This window comes from Azospirillum sp. UFLA03-27 (genome assembly GCF_059803775.1).
In genome coordinates this window covers 14052-29881 of sequence record NZ_JAUQTX010000008.1, presented here as the reverse complement: position 1 = coordinate 29881, position 15830 = coordinate 14052, and the positions used below count along the sequence as shown (strand labels likewise).

Annotated in this window: 15 protein-coding genes; 1 reads left to right on the top strand and 14 read right to left on the bottom strand. The window is 67.7% G+C overall.

Annotation, left to right across the window (positions count from 1 at the left end; translation table 11 throughout):
* Positions 1–520: 520 nt before the first annotated feature.
* The 6 genes from Q4I23_RS02430 to Q4I23_RS02405 all read right to left on the bottom strand — a co-directional run bounded on the left by Q4I23_RS02430 (position 521) and on the right by Q4I23_RS02405 (position 7642).
* Complete coding sequence (locus Q4I23_RS02430) at positions 521–1570, bottom strand: formylglycine-generating enzyme family protein (RefSeq protein WP_498525183.1); 1050 nt, start codon at positions 1568–1570, stop codon at positions 521–523.
* 81 nt (positions 1571–1651) lie between these two features.
* Positions 1652–3361: an arylsulfatase gene (locus Q4I23_RS02425; RefSeq protein WP_498525182.1), complete on the bottom strand. Its 1710-nt coding sequence runs from the start codon at positions 3359–3361 to the stop codon at positions 1652–1654.
* A 119-nt stretch (positions 3362–3480) separates the two neighbouring features.
* The gene (locus Q4I23_RS02420) at positions 3481–4368 is read right to left on the bottom strand and encodes an HpcH/HpaI aldolase/citrate lyase family protein (protein ID WP_498525181.1); all 888 of its coding nucleotides are present in this window, start codon (positions 4366–4368) and stop codon (positions 3481–3483) included.
* Positions 4369–4494: 126 nt separating this feature from the next.
* Positions 4495–5766 carry a metal-dependent hydrolase family protein gene (locus Q4I23_RS02415; RefSeq protein WP_454019783.1) on the bottom strand — a complete coding sequence of 424 codons (1272 nt, stop codon included), beginning with the start codon at positions 5764–5766 and terminating at the stop codon, positions 4495–4497.
* A gap of 187 nt (positions 5767–5953) precedes the next feature.
* Positions 5954–6718: an alpha/beta fold hydrolase gene (locus tag Q4I23_RS02410; protein ID WP_498525180.1), complete on the bottom strand. Its 765-nt coding sequence runs from the start codon at positions 6716–6718 to the stop codon at positions 5954–5956.
* A gap of 42 nt (positions 6719–6760) precedes the next feature.
* Positions 6761–7642, bottom strand: coding sequence for a fumarylacetoacetate hydrolase family protein (locus Q4I23_RS02405; protein WP_498525179.1), 882 nt, complete (start codon positions 7640–7642; stop codon positions 6761–6763).
* Positions 7643–7867: 225 nt separating this feature from the next.
* Between Q4I23_RS02405 and Q4I23_RS02400 the strand changes: the two genes are divergently transcribed.
* Positions 7868–8593 carry a FadR/GntR family transcriptional regulator gene (locus Q4I23_RS02400; protein WP_498525178.1) on the top strand — a complete coding sequence of 242 codons (726 nt, stop codon included), beginning with the start codon at positions 7868–7870 and terminating at the stop codon, positions 8591–8593.
* Positions 8594–8845: 252 nt separating this feature from the next.
* Here the strand turns inward: Q4I23_RS02400 and Q4I23_RS02395 are convergent, their stop codons facing one another.
* From Q4I23_RS02395 to Q4I23_RS02360, 8 genes are all read right to left on the bottom strand, one after another.
* On the bottom strand, positions 8846–9955 hold the full coding sequence (locus Q4I23_RS02395; protein ID WP_498525177.1) for a LacI family DNA-binding transcriptional regulator: 1110 nt from the start codon (positions 9953–9955) through the stop codon (positions 8846–8848).
* Between the two features lie 44 nt (positions 9956–9999).
* The gene (locus tag Q4I23_RS02390) at positions 10000–11046 is read right to left on the bottom strand and encodes a M14 family metallopeptidase (RefSeq protein ID WP_498525176.1); all 1047 of its coding nucleotides are present in this window, start codon (positions 11044–11046) and stop codon (positions 10000–10002) included.
* A gap of 105 nt (positions 11047–11151) precedes the next feature.
* On the bottom strand, positions 11152–11496 hold the full coding sequence (locus Q4I23_RS02385; protein WP_237906622.1) for a RidA family protein: 345 nt from the start codon (positions 11494–11496) through the stop codon (positions 11152–11154).
* A 35-nt stretch (positions 11497–11531) separates the two neighbouring features.
* On the bottom strand, positions 11532–12335 hold the full coding sequence (locus Q4I23_RS02380) for a transporter substrate-binding domain-containing protein (RefSeq protein ID WP_237906621.1): 804 nt from the start codon (positions 12333–12335) through the stop codon (positions 11532–11534).
* 84 nt (positions 12336–12419) lie between these two features.
* Positions 12420–13148 (bottom strand): amino acid ABC transporter ATP-binding protein, encoded by a 729-nt coding sequence (locus Q4I23_RS02375; RefSeq protein WP_119509256.1) that lies wholly within the window; start codon positions 13146–13148, stop codon positions 12420–12422.
* Positions 13135–13785, bottom strand: coding sequence for an amino acid ABC transporter permease (locus Q4I23_RS02370; protein WP_454019776.1), 651 nt, complete (start codon positions 13783–13785; stop codon positions 13135–13137). Before Q4I23_RS02370 ends, Q4I23_RS02375 begins: the two co-directional genes overlap by 14 nt.
* A 14-nt stretch (positions 13786–13799) precedes the next feature.
* Complete coding sequence (locus Q4I23_RS02365) at positions 13800–14468, bottom strand: amino acid ABC transporter permease (protein ID WP_237906619.1); 669 nt, start codon at positions 14466–14468, stop codon at positions 13800–13802.
* A gap of 21 nt (positions 14469–14489) precedes the next feature.
* Positions 14490–15788 carry an alanine racemase gene (locus tag Q4I23_RS02360; protein ID WP_498525175.1) on the bottom strand — a complete coding sequence of 433 codons (1299 nt, stop codon included), beginning with the start codon at positions 15786–15788 and terminating at the stop codon, positions 14490–14492.
* Positions 15789–15830 lie beyond the last annotated feature (42 nt).

Genomic DNA, 15830 nt, shown 5'->3' with positions numbered 1-15830 from the left:
CGACCCCGTCGCGCCCGAGGCTCCGAAGCCGAGTGAAAGCTTGAAGGCGGCCAACCATCCTTGCAAGTCCGAACGGTTGCTTTCACGATGGCTCCAGGGTCGGCGTGGCCGCCCATCATCCCGATTCCGGGGGGCTTTTGTGCAGTGACCCTTTCGCGGATTGGCAACATTGCTGGCATTCGCTCCTCTCCGCCGTGAACGGGAAATCGAATCACGGTTCGTTACCCTCCGCGAGCCAGCGTTTCAGCTGGTGGGTTGAACCCGATACCTGTATCGGCGCGGCCATGGAATCAGCCGGCGTGAGGACCGGGGCGAGAGCCGATGTGATGGATGGCCTTCGCCACATCAGCTTACGCGACGAGGATCGCCAGGGTCGGGCTGTTGCATGGATGGGACCGCTGTCGTAGGCAGCGGCCCCACCTCCGTTTGGGTTTCTGGCGGTGTGCCATGAAGTGAACGCCGCTCGCAGCCACCACACGCGACCGAACTGTGACGCTGCCGTTCCGTCTCGGCGCCGGCACTACCTCGTATTCAGCACTGTCCGGAACCCCAGATGGCTTGCTCCGAGGCCGACGTCCTGCGGATGGCGTGACGCCGGCCGGTACCGCTGGCAGAAGTTCTGCGCGCAGAGGAAGGAGCCTCCTTTGATCACCCGGCTGGGGACCCCCGGCTGTCGGGGATCGTAACTGTCCTCCTGACGGGGACCGGTCGGGTTGACGTCGCCCAGACCGTCATGCCGCGGCCGATACCAATCCGACGTCCATTCCCAGACATTGCCGATCATATCCCGCAGCCCGTACCCGTTCGCCGTGAAGCAGCCCACGGGGGCGGTCGCCGGATAGCCGTCGCCCCGCGTGTTCTGGATCGGGAAAAACCCCTGCCACGTGTTGGCCATCGCCACGCCCTGAGGGGTGAACTCGCCGCCCCAGGCGTATGGCGCGCCATCTAGCCCGCCCCGGGCCGCGTGTTCCCACTGCGCCTCGGTGGGAAGTTCCCGGCCGAGCCATCGCGCATACGCGACGGCATCGTTGTACGTGACATGCACCACGGGGTGGTTCTCACGGCCCCCGATGTCGCTGCCGGGGCCCTCCGGATGGCGCCAGTTCGCTTCGGGAACCAAGCGCCACCACGTGTCGCTCGCCCCGGCCTGGGAGGTCGGATCGACGAAGACCACGGAGCCGGAGGGCCGGCGCGCACCGGCGCCGGTTCCGTCGACGACGCGTTCCGCCTCGGTGACATACCCCGTCGCTTCGACAAACCGGCGGAACTGGGCGTTCGTGACTTCGGTCCGGTCCATCCAGAAGCCATCGACGCTCACCCGCGTCACCGGCCCTTCCTCGCGGTAATGCTGGTCGGAGCCGATCCGGGTATCGCCCCCCGGAATCCACACCATGCCGGGAGGCGCCTCCTTCGTGCCGGGGGTCGCGGCGGAACCGTCGCACAGCGTGTCCTCCGCGACGTTCGGCATGGCTGGAGCCTGGGTAGGCCAGGCGAACATCGCCAGTCCCGCGGCGGCACCAACTCCGGCCGTCACGAGTGCCGCGAAGAAGACCGTGCTTTTGTTGGCCATGGGTTCGTCTTTCCCTGCGATCGGCCGCGTCCCGGTCATGGCCGGCGGCCGTGCCAAGCCCGGCCGCCGCTGTCGCATCGCCTACCACTCAAGCTCCTGGTAGTAGCGCGTGCCATTGCTGTACTGAAGCTGGCCGGCGATCTTCTCATCGAAGATCACACCGTTCTTCTCCCGGTACTCATCCCAGGAGGCCATCATTTCCTTGGCCTTTTCCGGTCGGGCATCGACGAGGTTGCGGGTCTCGCCGGGATCATCGGCAAGATTGAACAGTTCCCACCCGCCGGTTCCCCACGGCTGGTTCACCCAAACCAGCTTCCAGTCGCCCTTCTTGACGGAGGCACGCCCGAAGAGCTCCATTCCCAACGCGTAGTCCTTCGGATGGGCGTGATCGGACCGGCCGTTCAGATAGGGCCAGAGGGACGTTCCCTGGATGGGATGGACGGTGCGCCCCTTGTGGCTGTTTCCAGGGTGCTTGACCCCGGCGGCCTCAAGAAAGGTCGGCGCCAGATCCATCACCGAGGCGATCTGGCCGTCGATCTTTCCGCGATGCGCCAGCTTGGGGTACGAAATGATGGTCGGCGAACGCACGCCGCCCTCGGTCGGGAACGCCTTGAAAAGGCGGAAGGGGGCGGCGCTCACATGGCCCCACCCCGGCCCATAGCCGACGTAGGAGCCCGGACGCCCGATGTTGTCCAGGCTGTTGTCGAAGGTTTCCTCAACCCAAGCGGCGGGGGCGAGGTCCAGAATGTCGTTCCCCTCGGCGCCATTGTCGGACAGGAAGACGATGATGGTGTTGTCGAACTCGCCGATCTCCTTCAGGTAGGACACCAGCCGGCCGATGTTCTGGTCCAGGGAATCGACCATGGCCGCGTAAACCGCCATCCGGCGCGCTTCGACATCCTTTTGCTGCTGGGAAAGCTGCTCCCATTTCGGCCAGAGGGCGGGCGGCACGGACGGCGTCATGGTTGCCGGGATCAGCCCTGCTGCCTGCATGCGCTTGAAGCGCTCGTTCCGAATGGCCTCGTATCCCGCCTTGTACGTGTCCTTGTACTTCTCGATGAGGTGGTCGGGCGCCTGCAGGGGGAAGTGCGGCGCCGTGTACGCCGCATAGGCAAAGAAGGGCTTCCCATCGGCCTTGTTGCTGCCGATGTATTCGATGACCTTGTCCGTGTAGAAATTCGTCGTGTAGTCGATCTTCGGCAGCTCGACCGGCTTGCCGTTCTCGCGGTAGCGCGCCTTGGTGGTGCCCTTGCCGTCGGGCGGCGGCGCGTTGCCGGTCTGGTCGAAGAACCCCGCCCCGCCCTGGAGCATCGCGTAGGACTGTTCGAAGCCGCGCGCCGGAGGGCTGAGCTCTTCCGTCATGCCCAGGTGCCACTTCCCGGCCATGTAGGTGTGATAGCCCGCGTCGCGCAGCAGTTCCGGGAACGGCACGACGTTGGTGCCGAGGGTGCCCTCGTACCCCGCCTTTCCTTTCTGCTCGGGCGTCGGCAGTTCCGCCATCGTCCCCAGCCCGGCCACGTGATTGTCGGTGCCGGCCATCAGCATGGCCCGCGTCGGCGAACAGGCCGGCGACACATGGAAGTTGGTCAGTTGGAGACCGGAGCGCGCCAAGGCGTCGAGATTGGGCGTCTGGATCTCGCCTCCGAACGCACCGATGTCCGAATAGCCCAGATCGTCGGCAAGGATCAGCAGGATGTTGGGGCGGTTGCCGCTTCCCGACGGGCCGGCACCCGTCCGGACGTCCGCCGCCATGGATGGGCACGCCAGAACGGCGCTGGCGGTCGCCGCCACGATGGCTCCCAGCGCCAGCCTCGTCCGGAATGATGCGTGTCTGCGCATTGCCTCTTCCCCCCTTCTTTCTGCTTACAAAGTTCGGCCTCGCAGGCCGGCCCAAGCCAACCGCAAAGCCGTCAGGCGGCATCACCATGCCGCGTCGATGTGGATGCGCGTTCGGGAGCCTGCGCGCGGGCCAGTGTGCGTCGCATGGCGAGCACGATCGGGCGTTCGACCATTTTCCCGTCGACTTGAATGACGCCGTCCGGAGCGTTCTTCCAGGCAGTGACGATCCGCTCGGCGTCGGCGACCTCGTCCGGTGTCGGTGTGTAGGCTTCGTTGATGGTGGGAACCTGGCCCGGATGGATGGCCATCTTCGCCGTGAAGCCCAGAGACAGGGCGCGTTGCGCCTCGGCGCGGCACCCATCGGCGTCGCGCACCGCGACGAAGGGCATGTCGATGGCCGGGATGCCGGCCCGCGCGGCGGCATCAACGACCCGCGATCGACCGTACAGAAGCCCATCCCAGGACGCCGGGACGCCGAGTTCAGCCGCCAGATCCAAGCCTCCAAACATGACGGCGCTCACCCGGCGGGACGCGGCCGTGATGGCGGCGGCCTGATCGATCCCACGCAGCGTCTCGATCTGAGCCACCAGGCGAAGATCGAGTCCCGCTTCGGTCAGCAACTGGTCGACCCAGCAGACCTCCTCGGGCGAGTCGATCTTGGGGATGACCACGGTGCCACCGGAGGGGCGCGCCTCGATGAGGGCGAGCGCATCGCGCATCCCCGCCACGCTGCGCGGCGTGTTGATGCGTATCACGCGGTCGGGACCGCCACCGCCACCGTTCCTGCCATCCGCCAGGAAGCGCATGGCCGCGGCACGGGCATCCTGCTTGTGAGCCGGCGCCACGGCGTCCTCCAGATCCACGCAGACGGCATCTGCGCCGGCGGCGAGCGCCTTGTCGAAGCGGTCGGGCCGCGATGCCGGGACAAACAGCACGCTGCGCCAGCCGAGATCGTCCATCGTGCGTCCCCCTCCTTTTTTTGGCCTGTGCGGTGACCCGGCCGTTGCGAGCGTCCGTGCTCCCGGGAAGAAGGCGGAGCCTCCGCCGGGAGCGATGCGCTGGGAGCGGCCGGGCCTGGATTGGTTTCAGACACGCTCGCGTGGGGCGGGGGCTTCCGGCGCCTTGTGGAAGACGCCGTCCTTCATGATCGCCAGGAGGCGCTTCCGGTCCTGCAGGATGGTGACGTCCGCGAGAGGATCGCCGTCCACCAGCAGCAGGTCGGCCAGACAGCCCTCCCGGATCATGCCCAGCTCATTGCCCATGCCCATGATCTGCCCGGCGGACCGGGTCGCGGAAACCAGGGCTTCCATCGGCGTGAAGCCGAGCAGATTCACGAAAATTTCGAGGTCGCGGGCGTTTGTACCGTGCGGCTGCCATGCGAACCCGTAGTCGCCGCCGGGGAGAACCCGGATGCCGCGCTTGTGCATCTTCCTCATGCTGTCGACGGCGATCTCCAGCTCGTGTTCGTACTGCTGCGACAGCGGCGATCCGGGGGCGATGCCATACGCGCCCGCTTCCCGGGCCGTGGTGAGCAGCCACGCCAGACCGGGCGCCACGAAGTGCCGGTCCTTCACCGCTTCCAGCATGTCGAGGGCTTCCTCGTCCGCGTAGGAGGCGTGGAAGATGCCTTCGATGCCGAACTCGACGCACAGCTTGACCGATTTGGAGGAGCGCGCGTGCGCGCACAGGGTCTTCCCGTGCATTTTGGCTTCGCTCACCGCCACGGCGATCTCTTCGCGCGCCATCGGCGTCACCTCGGCCCCGACCCCGGTGATCTCCTCGCCCGACAGGTTCAGCTTGATGTTGTCGACGCCGTATTTGATGAACTTGCGGACGGCGCGGCGGACCTCCTCCGGCCCGGACACGATCATGCCGAAATTCAGGCCCTCATGCTCGATGTGCGGCGGCGACGTATCGCCAAGTCCGCCGGGCGTGGCGATCTCCTGTCCCGCCGCGCGGTACCGCGGCCCCGGAATCTGGCCCGCGTTGATCGCGTTGCGGATGACCACGTCCAGGCGGGGCTTGGCGGCGGCGGCGCCGAAGCCCGCCGTGAAGCCGGCGTCTAGCACCAGCTTGGCCATGTCGGCGGCGAAGAGGACATGCTCTTCCGGCGGCATCTGCTGAATGGCCGCGAGCGTGGGCTGGTTGTTCCACGACAGGTGCAGGTGCGAGTCGATGAGGCCCGGCATCAGCGTGGCGCCGCCACCAGCCACATGGCGGTGCGCGTCGCGGGAGATCGTCCCTTCCTGCCTGGAAATCTCGGCGATGCGGTTGCCTTGGACCAGCACTTCGCCGGCAAAGGGCTGCTCGCCGGTGCTGTCGAGGACGCGCACGTTGGTGAAGAGAGTCGTTTGCATCGTTTCCTCCTGGTCGATCGGGGATGCCGGTTTGCCGGCTTATTGTTTCGTTCGTGCTTCGGATGGTTTTGCCGGGATCGTGGCTCCGCCATCCGAACGACACCGCCGCTTCTTGATGGGCCATTCCTTTGATGGGCCGCGTCCGCCATGGGGACGCGTCACGGCGGTGCGCTTTTCCGCAAGGTGCTCAGGCGACGGAGAACAGGAAGTTGATCAGCGCTTCGTTGACCGCCGCCGGACGCTCGAACGTCGTCCAATGGCCGCAGCGATCGAGAATGCGCAGGTTCGATCCCGGGATCTTCGACGCCAGGACCCGCACGGCCGGTGGTGGCGCCGTGCCGTCCTCGTCGCCCGTGATGAGCAGCGTCGGGCAGGCGATCCGCGCCACGTCGGCGGGCTCGGCGGTGGCCAAGGCCTCGCAGGTGCGGGCATAGCCTTCCGGGTCCTGGCGCATCAGGATCTCGCGCACGAACGCCGCCACTTCCGGCCGGTTGGCCTTGGTGTCGGCCGAGGTGCCGCCCTGGACGACCGCATCGGCGATGCCCACCATACCGTCGGCGCGCGCTTTGGTGGCGCGGTCGCGGAGCGCCGGACGGGCGGCCTCGGGCGGCGCGTGAAGCGGCCCGATCAACGACAGGCTGCGCACCCGCTCCAGCTGGCGGACGGCGAGATGCTGGCACACGACGGTGCCGAGCGAATGGCCGACCACATGGGCGCGCTCGATGCCGCGGCTGTCGAGGACCGCCTCGACCGCATCGACGAAGCCGGAAATCGAGACGTCGTCGTTGATGGCGCTTCGCCCGGAACCGGGAAGGTCGAAGCGCACGCATTGGAAGAACCGCGACAACGCGCCGACCTGCGGGGTGAACACGTTGGAGGTGCCGCCCAGGCCATGGACCAGGATCACCGGGTCGCCCGCGCCGTGAACCTCGACAGCCAGATGCTGTGCCATAAGGTGTTTCCCTTGTTGCCGTTGCAGAATGGCCGCCCGTGCTCAGTCGAGCACGTTGCTGAGCCGGCCGAGCCCGTCGATCTCGATCGTCACACGGTCGCCCGGCTTCAGGAACTTCGGCGGGTTGAAGCCGATGCCGACCCCGGCCGGCGTGCCGGTGGCGATGATGTCGCCGGGGTACAGCGTGATTCCGGCCGACAGGGTCTCGATCATGGTCGGAATGTCGAAGATCAGATCGCGCGTGTTGGCGTTCTGGCGGAGTTCGTCGTTCACCCAGCAACGCAGCGCCAGGTTGGCCGCGTCGACCTCGTCGGCCGTCGCCAGCCATGGTCCCATCGGGCAGAAGGTGTCGAAGCTCTTGCCCAGGAACCACTGCTTATGGCGCGACTGCCAGTCACGCGCCGTCATGTCGTTGATGATGACGTAACCGAAGACATGGTCGTAGGCTTCGGCTTTGGTGATCCCGCGGCCCCCCTTGCCGATGACCACACCCAGTTCGGCCTCATAGTCGAGGCTGTCGCTGACCCCGTGCGGGTAACGGATTGGATCACCATTGGCGATCACCGTCTCCGGCGGCTTCGTGAAGAAGATCGGCGCTTCCGGGATTGCGTCGGCCGCCACCTTCGACCCGGCGTCGAAACCGCTGCGGGTAAACTCGTGGGCATGGTCGTGGTAGTTCTTGCCGACGCAGAAAATGTTGCGGTCGGGACGCGGGATCGGCGCGTCGACACGGACGTCGGCCAACGGAATCCCCACGGAACCAAGCGTTGTCTCGCCCTTGGCCGCGTCGTAACGGCGGATGAGATCGAGCATGTCACGGACCGGTTCGCCGAGAACGGATTCGATCGGCCAAACCCGCTGCGTGTCCGGATCGATCACCCCGACCTTGCGGCGTCCATCATGTTGGAAGGTGACGAATCTCATGCGCTGCCTCCTCTGATCCAAATATGAACCATTATCAGGACCAATGCGACGCTATCAGCGCCATCAGTGATCCAATATGACGATCACGGCTCATGATTGGTCAAGAAGAAAATGCGTCTGGTCCATTTTTTCCAAACTGGTTGTCTGGATCCGTAAGCCGGAACCCTAAAATTGAGATTGCGCGGCGGCTGAGGACGCGCCATATTGGATGAAGAATGGAGCAAAATGCTGGTGGAACGGGTTATGGACGCGCTGAATCTCAGGGATCGGGCTGCTTCCGGAGCGAGCGCGGTTGTTGCGTTGATCGAACAGGGCATTGCCGACGGAACCTGGGGTCCGGGCACCAAGCTGCCGACCGAGCGTGAATTGGAGAAGCGCTTCAACGTTTCCCGCAACACGTTGCGCAAGAGCCTTCGCGTGCTTGAGGAGCAGGGCAAGATCGTGCGTCATGTGGGCCGCGGCTCGTTCGTTACGTCGGAGGCAACGGTAAGGGCCACATCCGAGGATCAGAGCCTGACCAGCCGCATCATCGGCGCCAGCCCGGCGGAAGTCATGGAACTGCGCCTGATGGTCGAGCCGCAAGCGGCAGAGCTGGCCGCTGGGCGGGCCACCGCGGCGGATCTCCACCGGATGGAGGAATGCCTGGCCCATGCCGAGCGCGCCCAGGACATTCCGGAATTCGAACACTGGGACGGCATGCTGCACGTGGCGATCATCGGCGCGGCCAAGAACGGCTTGCTGGCGGATGTTTACGACGCAATCAACGCCATCCGAAACCAGCCGGAATGGGCGCGCCTAAAGGTGCGCAGCCTCACGCCGGCGCGGCGCGCCGTTTATGAGGAGCAGCACCGGCGCATCGTCAGCGCGCTCAAGGACCGTGACGGGGATCAGGCCCGTGCCGCCCTTCAGGAGCATCTGCTGCAAGTCCGCACCAACCTCCTGGGAAGTTGAACCTGAGCCGCCGTCATGCCGGTGGGGGAGGGGAGCGAACAGGACGCCGAGCGTGGCTTGGCCAGGGCATTGCCCCGTCCAAACGCGCCATGTTTCGGAAGGGCGGGGGACCCGGTGCTTTCCCGGTTTGGGCGTTGCGCCAGCCAAGGCGGCGTGTTGCACTGTTGCCCACGCAGCCATTTCGTCCATCCCAGGCTGGTTTGTTGCCAGCCGCTGGCGGTCCGGCACCGCCAGCTCAAGCCCAAGCGCGCGTCAGCTGCTGCCGCGGCGGGTCAGCGTCAGCTCGACGGCGCGGGTCGGTTCCGAAGGCATCTCGCCGCGCATCCGTTGCAGGATCATTGATCCGGCTTGGCGGCCGAGGTCGCGGCTGTCGATCCCGATTGTGGTCAGTCCGGGCGGCAGCTCTTCGGCGATGTCGTTGTGGCCGAAGCCGAGGATGGCGATGTCGTCGGGCAGGCGCATGCCCAGCCGGCGTGCCTCCAGCAACGCGCCGGTCGCCAGCAGGTCGTTGGCGCAGAACACCGCCTCGACCGCCGCGTTGCGCGACAGGAGGTTGCCAAGCGCGCGGCGGCCGTCGACCATGCTGCTCACCCCGTCGACCGACAGTTCGGCGACGATGTCGAGACCAGCGGCGCGGGCGCCCTCGCGGAAGCCGGTAATGCGAAGGGCGCCGCGGCCGCTGCGGCGGCCGATGAAGCCGATGCGACGATAGCCGCGCTCGGCGAAATGCTCGGCCGCCAGGCGGCCGCTGTCGATGTTCGAGAAGCCGACCAGCATGTCGATCGGGTCGCGGGGATAGGCCCAGGTCTCCATGATCGGGATTCCCAGCGCCCGCAAAGCCCGCCGGTTCTCCTCGATCTCGATGACGCCGGTGAACATGACCGCCGCCGGACGCATCTCGCGCAGCGACTGGATCATCGTCGTCTCCTTGGCGTAGGAGTAGGAGGTCTGCCCGATCATCAATTGGTAGCCCTGAGGCTCCAGAACCTCGCCGCAGCCCTGCACGGCGAGGCAGAACTGCTGGCTCTGCAGATTCGAGACGAAGGCGGCGACGATGTTCGACTGGCCGGACCTCAGCGCGCGGGCATGGGGGTTGGTGGCGTAGCCGGTGCGCTCCACGATCTCCAGGATTTTGCGGCGCTTGGCCTCGGCCACCTTCTCCGGCTGACGCAGGGCGCGCGAGACGGTGATCGGCGAAACCCCGGCAAGCCGGGCGATCTCGACGATGCGCGGCGGAGTCGCCCCGTCGCGAGCCGTCCCTTCGACCGCGTCCCCGTCGCTTGAAGGAAGCGGTTCCACTGCCCGCAGGCGGAGGACGTCGTCGATGGTCGGCGGCCGCTTTGCCGCACCGGTGTCACTCATGCCGCCCGTCTCCCGTCTGTTGGTCCGCGGTTGTCAATCCGCGATCAGGCCGCGCGCGCCAGGATGCCCGCCTCCTCGACCGGACGCGCCACCTGGATCAGGCAGTCGCCGGCCTCGCTGTCGCTGTGCAGGCGCCGCGAGATGACGATGCCCGCCTCCTGGAAGCGGAGTTCCTCCTCCGGCTGGTCGAGCCGCGTCAGGTCGTGGAACCAGCCGGCGAGGTCACCGGCGGCGACCCGCGCCCCGATGTCGACCGCCGGTTCGAACCAGCCGCGCCGCAGCGCGTAAATCGCCTGCCGGTGGCTGTCAAGCTGAAGCAGTTGCATGGGCAATTGCATGGGGGCAGGGGCGGCCCCGGCGACCGAGAGCACCGGCGCATCGGTCAACCCGACGGCGATCAGCAGGTTGTCGATCGCGCGGGCGGTATAGGCCATGGTCTCCGGCGTCACCGTGCCGCCGCCGCCGAACTCGCCGCTGATGCCGATGACGCCGGCCCGCGCCGCCGCCGCCATCGACGTCGGGGCCGTGGCGCCGTTTTCCGCCACGAAGCCGTAGGGCATACCCAGCCCCTGCATCAGCTCCAGGGCGCGGCCGAGCCGATCGGGCGTGCCTTGCCGCTCGATCAGGGCGCAAGGCAGGTGGGCCATGGAGGTGCCGCCGGAATGGAGGTCGAACACCACGTCATGGCGCGGGAACAGCTCGTGCTCGAGGAAATGCGCCAGCCGGAAGGTCGGCGCTCCGGCGGGGTCGCCGGGAAAGGCTCGGTTGAGGTTGCCCTCGTCCAGCGGCGAGCGGCGCCGCGCCGCCATCACGGCCGGCGCGTTGGTGGCCGGCAGGATCGTCACCTCGCCGCGGATGCGCGCGGCATCGAGCCGGCGGAACAGCCGGCCCAGCAGCAATTCGCCTTCATACTCGTCGCCATGGTTGCCCGCCATCAGCAGCACGCGCGGACCAGCCCCGTTGCGCACGCGGCAGACCGGAACTTTCACCTGATAATAGGGGGAGCGATCCACCGAGAACGGGATGCTGAGGAAATCCAGCGACTTGCCGTCGGCGGCGAAATCGAGCGCGTGGTAGAGGCCAGTGTGCATTCCAAAGACCTTGTGGCCAAAAACCTTGTGGCGGAGGGGCGCCTTAACAGTGTTTGCCAGGGCAGCGGCTGCCCGGCGCCCCCTCCGGTTCGCCTAAGAGGCCCTTCAGAGGGCGGCCAGCGCCGTCATCTCGACGCGCAGGTCCGGGTCGGCCAGCCGCGCTTCGGTGCAGGCGCGGGCCGGCGGGTTGGCGGGGTCGATCCAGGCGTCGTAGACCTCGTTCATGGCGTCGAAGTCGGTGATGTGCGGCAGGAAGACGTTGACGGCGACCAGCTTGGACTTGTCGGTGCCGGCCTCCTCCAGCAGGGCGTCGATCTTCGCCAGCACGTCCCGGGTCTGCTCCCGGATCGAGCCGGTGCGGTTGTTGGCGACCTGACCCGCGATGTGGACCATGCCCTGGCAGACGACGGCCTGGCTCATGCGCGAGCCGACCTGGAACCTCGTGATCATCGAATGAAACCTCTCTTGCGATGCCGAACGGCGGATTACATCTGCGGAAGCGTCTGCTTTTCCTTGAACCACTTCATCTGAAGGGCGCTCAGCTTGCCGTTCAGGCGGTTGTAGAACAGGAAAGTGTTGATCCAGTTGACCATATCCTGTTCGCCGTGGCGGACGGCCACATGGGCCGGCGATTGGCGGATCAGGAACTTCAGCTCGACATCCTTGCCGGGATTGTCCTCCGAGACCTTCAGCGCGATGGCGCTGTTCTCGGCGAAGGTCTCGACCTGTCCGGCCAGATAGGCGGCGATGGCGCCGGGGGTGTCCTCGAAACGGACCAGCTTGGCGCCGGGGGCGTTGTCGGTCAGCCAGATGTCGAGCGTCGAGCCCTTGGCGACGCCGATGCTGTGGCCCTTCAGCTCGGCCGGATCGGTGGCGGTGGCCATCGCCTTCGGCCCGTAGACGCCGAGATTGACCGCGGCGTAGGGCTGGGAGAAGGTCACCTGCTGGGCGCGCTCCGGCGTCGCGCCGGCGGCGGCGATCAGCACGTCCACCTTGTTGGCGAGCAGGCTGGGGATGCGGTTGGCGCCGGTCACCTGGACCAGATCCAGCTTCACGCCCATGTCGGCGGCCATCAGCTTGGCAAGGTCGATGTCGAGGCCGGCGGCCTCGCCCTTGGCGTCCTTGAAGCCCCAGGGGGCGGCGTCCAGCAGCACGCCGACGCGCAGCTTGCCCGCCGACAGGACGTTCTGCAGGGCATCCGCCTTCGCGGCGGAGGGCAGGGCGGCGGAGGACAGGGCGACGGTGGCGCAGACCGCCACGGCGGCGGCAAGGGTCCGGAAGAGTCTCACGACATTGCTCCTCTGTTCTGGTCGTTGTCCGGCCCTTGTCCTGACCTTGGCAGGCGATGCGGGGGCCGTTTCGGGGAAATGGGATCAGCGCGCGGAGGCGATGAAGCTCCGCAGTTCGGGGGTGCGGGGATTGGCGAAGAGTTCCGCCGGCGGCCCCTCCTCCCAGACGCGGCCCTGGTGCATGAAGACGATCTTGGAGGCGACGTTGCGGGCGAAGCCCATCTCGTGGGTGACCAGGACCATCGTCATGCCCTGCCGCGCCATGTCCTCCATCACCTTCAGAACCTCGCCGACCAGTTCCGGGTCGAGGGCCGAGGTCACCTCGTCGAACAGCATCAGCTGCGGCCCCATGGCGAGGCAGCGGGCGATGGCGACGCGCTGCTGCTGCCCGCCCGAGAGCTGGGCCGGATAGGCGTCGATCTTGTCGGCCAGCCCGACGCGGGCCAGCACGTCCAGCGCCAGCGCCCGGCCTTCCGCCTTGGCGATCCGCTTGTTGAGGATCGGGGCCAGTGTGATGTTGCGTTCCACCGTCAGGTGCGGGAACAGGTTGAAGGCCTGGAAGACGATGCCGACGCGCTGGCGGAAGCCGCGCAGGTTCGGCATGTCGGTGCGCACCGACTGGCCCTCCACCGTGATCTCGCCGCCGTCGATGCGCTCCAGCGCGTTGATGCAGCGCAGCAGGGTCGATTTGCCGGAGCCCGACTTGCCGATGATGGTGACGATCTCGCCCTCGTCGATGCTGAGCGAAACCCCCTTGAGTACCTCGATGGAACCGTAGCTCTTGGTAACGTTCTTGATGTCAACGAGCGCCATTGAGACGGGCCTCCAGGGAACGCGCCCACAGGGTGAGCGGCAGGCAGGCGGCGAAGTAGATCGCCGCGACGATCGAGTAGACCAGCAGGGGCTGGAAGGTGGCGGCGCTGACCAGCTGGCCGGCGCGGGCGAGTTCGACGAAGCCGACGATGGAGGCCAGCGACGTGCCCTTGATCAACTGGACCAGGAAGCCGACGGTCGGCGGCAGCGCCATGCGGAAGGCCTGCGGCGCGATGACGTAGCGGAACTGGTGCCAGGTCGACAGGCCGAGGCAGGCGGCGGCCTCCCATTGCTCGTGCTTCACCGCCTCGATGCCGCCGCGCCAGATCTCGCCGAGGAAGGAGGCGGTGTAGACGGTCATGGCGATGCCGACGGCGACCAGAGGCGACATCTCCACCCCGAGGAAGACCGGCATGCCGAAGTAGAAGAACATCAGCAGGCCGAGCAGCGGGACGCCCTGGACGATCTGGAGGAAGGCGGTGGCGGACCAGCGCAGCGCGCGGCGGGCGCTGGTCCGCATCAGGGCGAGCGCCAGCGCCAGCGGAGCGCCGAAGGCGAGCGCGATGAGGACGAGGACGCCCGTCCATTGCAGCGCGCTGAGCAGCGACAGGAAGTCGGCGAGGGAAAAGGAACGCATGGCCGGTGTCTCCGTCAGCGCCGCACCGGCCAGCGGAAGGCGAGGCGCCCCACCGCGGCGAACAGCAGTTTGAAGCTCATCACCAGGGCGAAGTAGATGCCGCAGATCACGGCATAGACCTCGAAGCTGCGGTAAGTGCGCGTCTCGATAAAGCCGCCGGTGTGGAACAGCTCCTCCGCCGAGATCTGCGAGGCCAGCGAGGTGCCGAGCAGCAGCAGGACGAACTGGCTGGTGAAGGCGGGGTAGACGCTGCGCAGGGCCGGCGGCAGCACGACATGGCGGAACACCTGCCAGCGGGTCAGCCCCAGGCACTGGCCGGCCTCGACCTGGCTGCCGGGTATGGCGTCGAGCCCGGCACGGACGATCTCGGTGCAGTAGGCGCCGAAATAGAGGCCGAGCGCGATCGCCGCCGCCTCGAAGGCTCCCATCCGCAAGCCGAAGCCCGGCAGCACGAAGAAGACCACGAACAGCTGGATCAGCGACGGCGTGTTGCGGATCAGCTCGACATAGCCGCGGATCGCCCAGCGCACCGGGCGCGGCCCGCTGCGCACCGCCGCCGCCCCGGCGACGCCGATGGCGGTGCCGATCACCGCCGCGACCAGGGTCAGCAGCAGCGTGTGCAGCGTGCCGTCGATCAGCTGGTCCTGGTAGCGCAGGAGCTGTTGGAAATTCAATGTCTGCATGGCGTGTCTGGCCGCCTTGGATCAGCCGAAGAAAGTGCGGTAGGCGCTGCGGACCCGCCCGTCGGCGCCGAGGCCGAACAGCACCCGCCAGCGGTCGATGCAGGTGCAGGGGTGCGAGATCCCGAACTCGACGATGTCGCCGACGGCAAGGTCATGGCCCGCCGGCACGGCGACGAAGGCGTGCTGGTCGTTCAGCCGGGTCACCCGCAAGCCGTCCGCGGAGAGCGCACTGCCGTCGCGGTGGACCAGCAGGGGGCGGGGCAGGTCCTGGTCGAAGGAGGCGTCGCGCATGCCGAAGCCGCAGATGGCCAGTTCCGGTTCCGGCCGGGTCAGAACCTCCGCCCACAGGCGCAGGGCCGGGCGGAAATCGGCTGCCGTGGCGCCGCCGCAGGCGAAGCCTTGCCGGGCGTCGAGCGCGCCGAGCGCGCGTTCGTAGACGCCGTGGTCATGGAAGAAGATGGCGCCGCTGCGCAGCACCAGCGTGGCGTTGCCGTCCGTCGCGGCGACCGGCGCCAGGCCGGTCACCACCATGTCGAAGAAGGCGGAACCGCCCGCGGTGAGCAGCAAAGGCCGCTCCGGGGCCAGCGCGCGCACCAGCGCGAAGGCCTCCGCCGTGCGCCGCATCAGGGCAGCGATGTTGGCGGCGGTCTCGGCTGGATCGGCGGTGGCGACCGCCCCTTCGTAGGTGGCGACGCCGTCGAGAACCAGCAGGCCGGAATGGCGGACGACCGCGGCGAGGATCGCGTCCACCGCCGCCCGGTCGCGGGCGCCGGCGCGGCCGGCGCCGACCTCGACCAGGACGGGCAGCGGACGTTCGGGGGGGCGGCCGGCGGCGCGCGCCGCGGCGGCGAGCGTCTCGACCGCGGCGGGGGAGTCGGCGAAGGCGCGCAGGTCGGCGTCGGGATGTGCGGCGAGCAGCGCGCCCAGCCGCTCGCCGCTGGCCCGGCCGCCGATCTCGTTGGCGAGGATCAGCCGGGTCACGCCGGCGCGCAGCAGAACGGCCGCCTGCTGCAGGTTGGCGACGGTGGCGCCCCAGGCGCCGGCCTCCACCAGGGCGGAGGCGATCTGCGGGGCCATCGGCGTCTTGGCATGGGGCGCCAGCGCCACGCCGTGGCGGCGCGCATAGGCGAAGATCAGATCGCGGTTGGCGGCGAAGGCGTCCTCGTCGAGCGTCAGCACCGGAAGCGCCATGTCGCCCGCGGCCGGGCGCCAGCCCCGGGCGCCGACATCACGCAGCCGCAGCGGCGCCGTCCCAGGTGGCACCCCCCGGATGCTGTCGTCCAAACTGCTGTCGAGCAGGGCATCGAGAAACACGCTCATGAGGGGGCAATCCTGATCGGCCGGATGAGGGCGAGGCGATAA

What these genes read in the sequence shown, in the direction of transcription:
- Q4I23_RS02415 (WP_454019783.1), bottom strand. Translation starts at nt 5,766, where the DNA reads ATGCAAACGACTCTCTTCACCAACGTGCGCGTCCTCGACAGCACCGGC.
- Q4I23_RS02390 (WP_498525176.1), bottom strand. Translation starts at nt 11,046, where the DNA reads ATGCACACTGGCCTCTACCACGCGCTCGATTTCGCCGCCGACGGCAAG.
- Q4I23_RS02395 (WP_498525177.1), bottom strand. Translation starts at nt 9,955, where the DNA reads ATGAGTGACACCGGTGCGGCAAAGCGGCCGCCGACCATCGACGACGTC.
- Q4I23_RS02405 (WP_498525179.1), bottom strand. Translation starts at nt 7,642, where the DNA reads ATGAGATTCGTCACCTTCCAACATGATGGACGCCGCAAGGTCGGGGTG.
- Q4I23_RS02400 (WP_498525178.1), top strand. Translation starts at nt 7,868, where the DNA reads ATGCTGGTGGAACGGGTTATGGACGCGCTGAATCTCAGGGATCGGGCT.
- Q4I23_RS02430 (WP_498525183.1), bottom strand. Translation starts at nt 1,570, where the DNA reads ATGGCCAACAAAAGCACGGTCTTCTTCGCGGCACTCGTGACGGCCGGA.
- Q4I23_RS02365 (WP_237906619.1), bottom strand. Translation starts at nt 14,468, where the DNA reads ATGCAGACATTGAATTTCCAACAGCTCCTGCGCTACCAGGACCAGCTG.
- Q4I23_RS02375 (WP_119509256.1), bottom strand. Translation starts at nt 13,148, where the DNA reads ATGGCGCTCGTTGACATCAAGAACGTTACCAAGAGCTACGGTTCCATC.
- Q4I23_RS02410 (WP_498525180.1), bottom strand. Translation starts at nt 6,718, where the DNA reads ATGGCACAGCATCTGGCTGTCGAGGTTCACGGCGCGGGCGACCCGGTG.
- Q4I23_RS02385 (WP_237906622.1), bottom strand. Translation starts at nt 11,496, where the DNA reads ATGATCACGAGGTTCCAGGTCGGCTCGCGCATGAGCCAGGCCGTCGTC.
- Q4I23_RS02370 (WP_454019776.1), bottom strand. Translation starts at nt 13,785, where the DNA reads ATGCGTTCCTTTTCCCTCGCCGACTTCCTGTCGCTGCTCAGCGCGCTG.
- Q4I23_RS02360 (WP_498525175.1), bottom strand. Translation starts at nt 15,788, where the DNA reads ATGAGCGTGTTTCTCGATGCCCTGCTCGACAGCAGTTTGGACGACAGC.
- Q4I23_RS02420 (WP_498525181.1), bottom strand. Translation starts at nt 4,368, where the DNA reads ATGGACGATCTCGGCTGGCGCAGCGTGCTGTTTGTCCCGGCATCGCGG.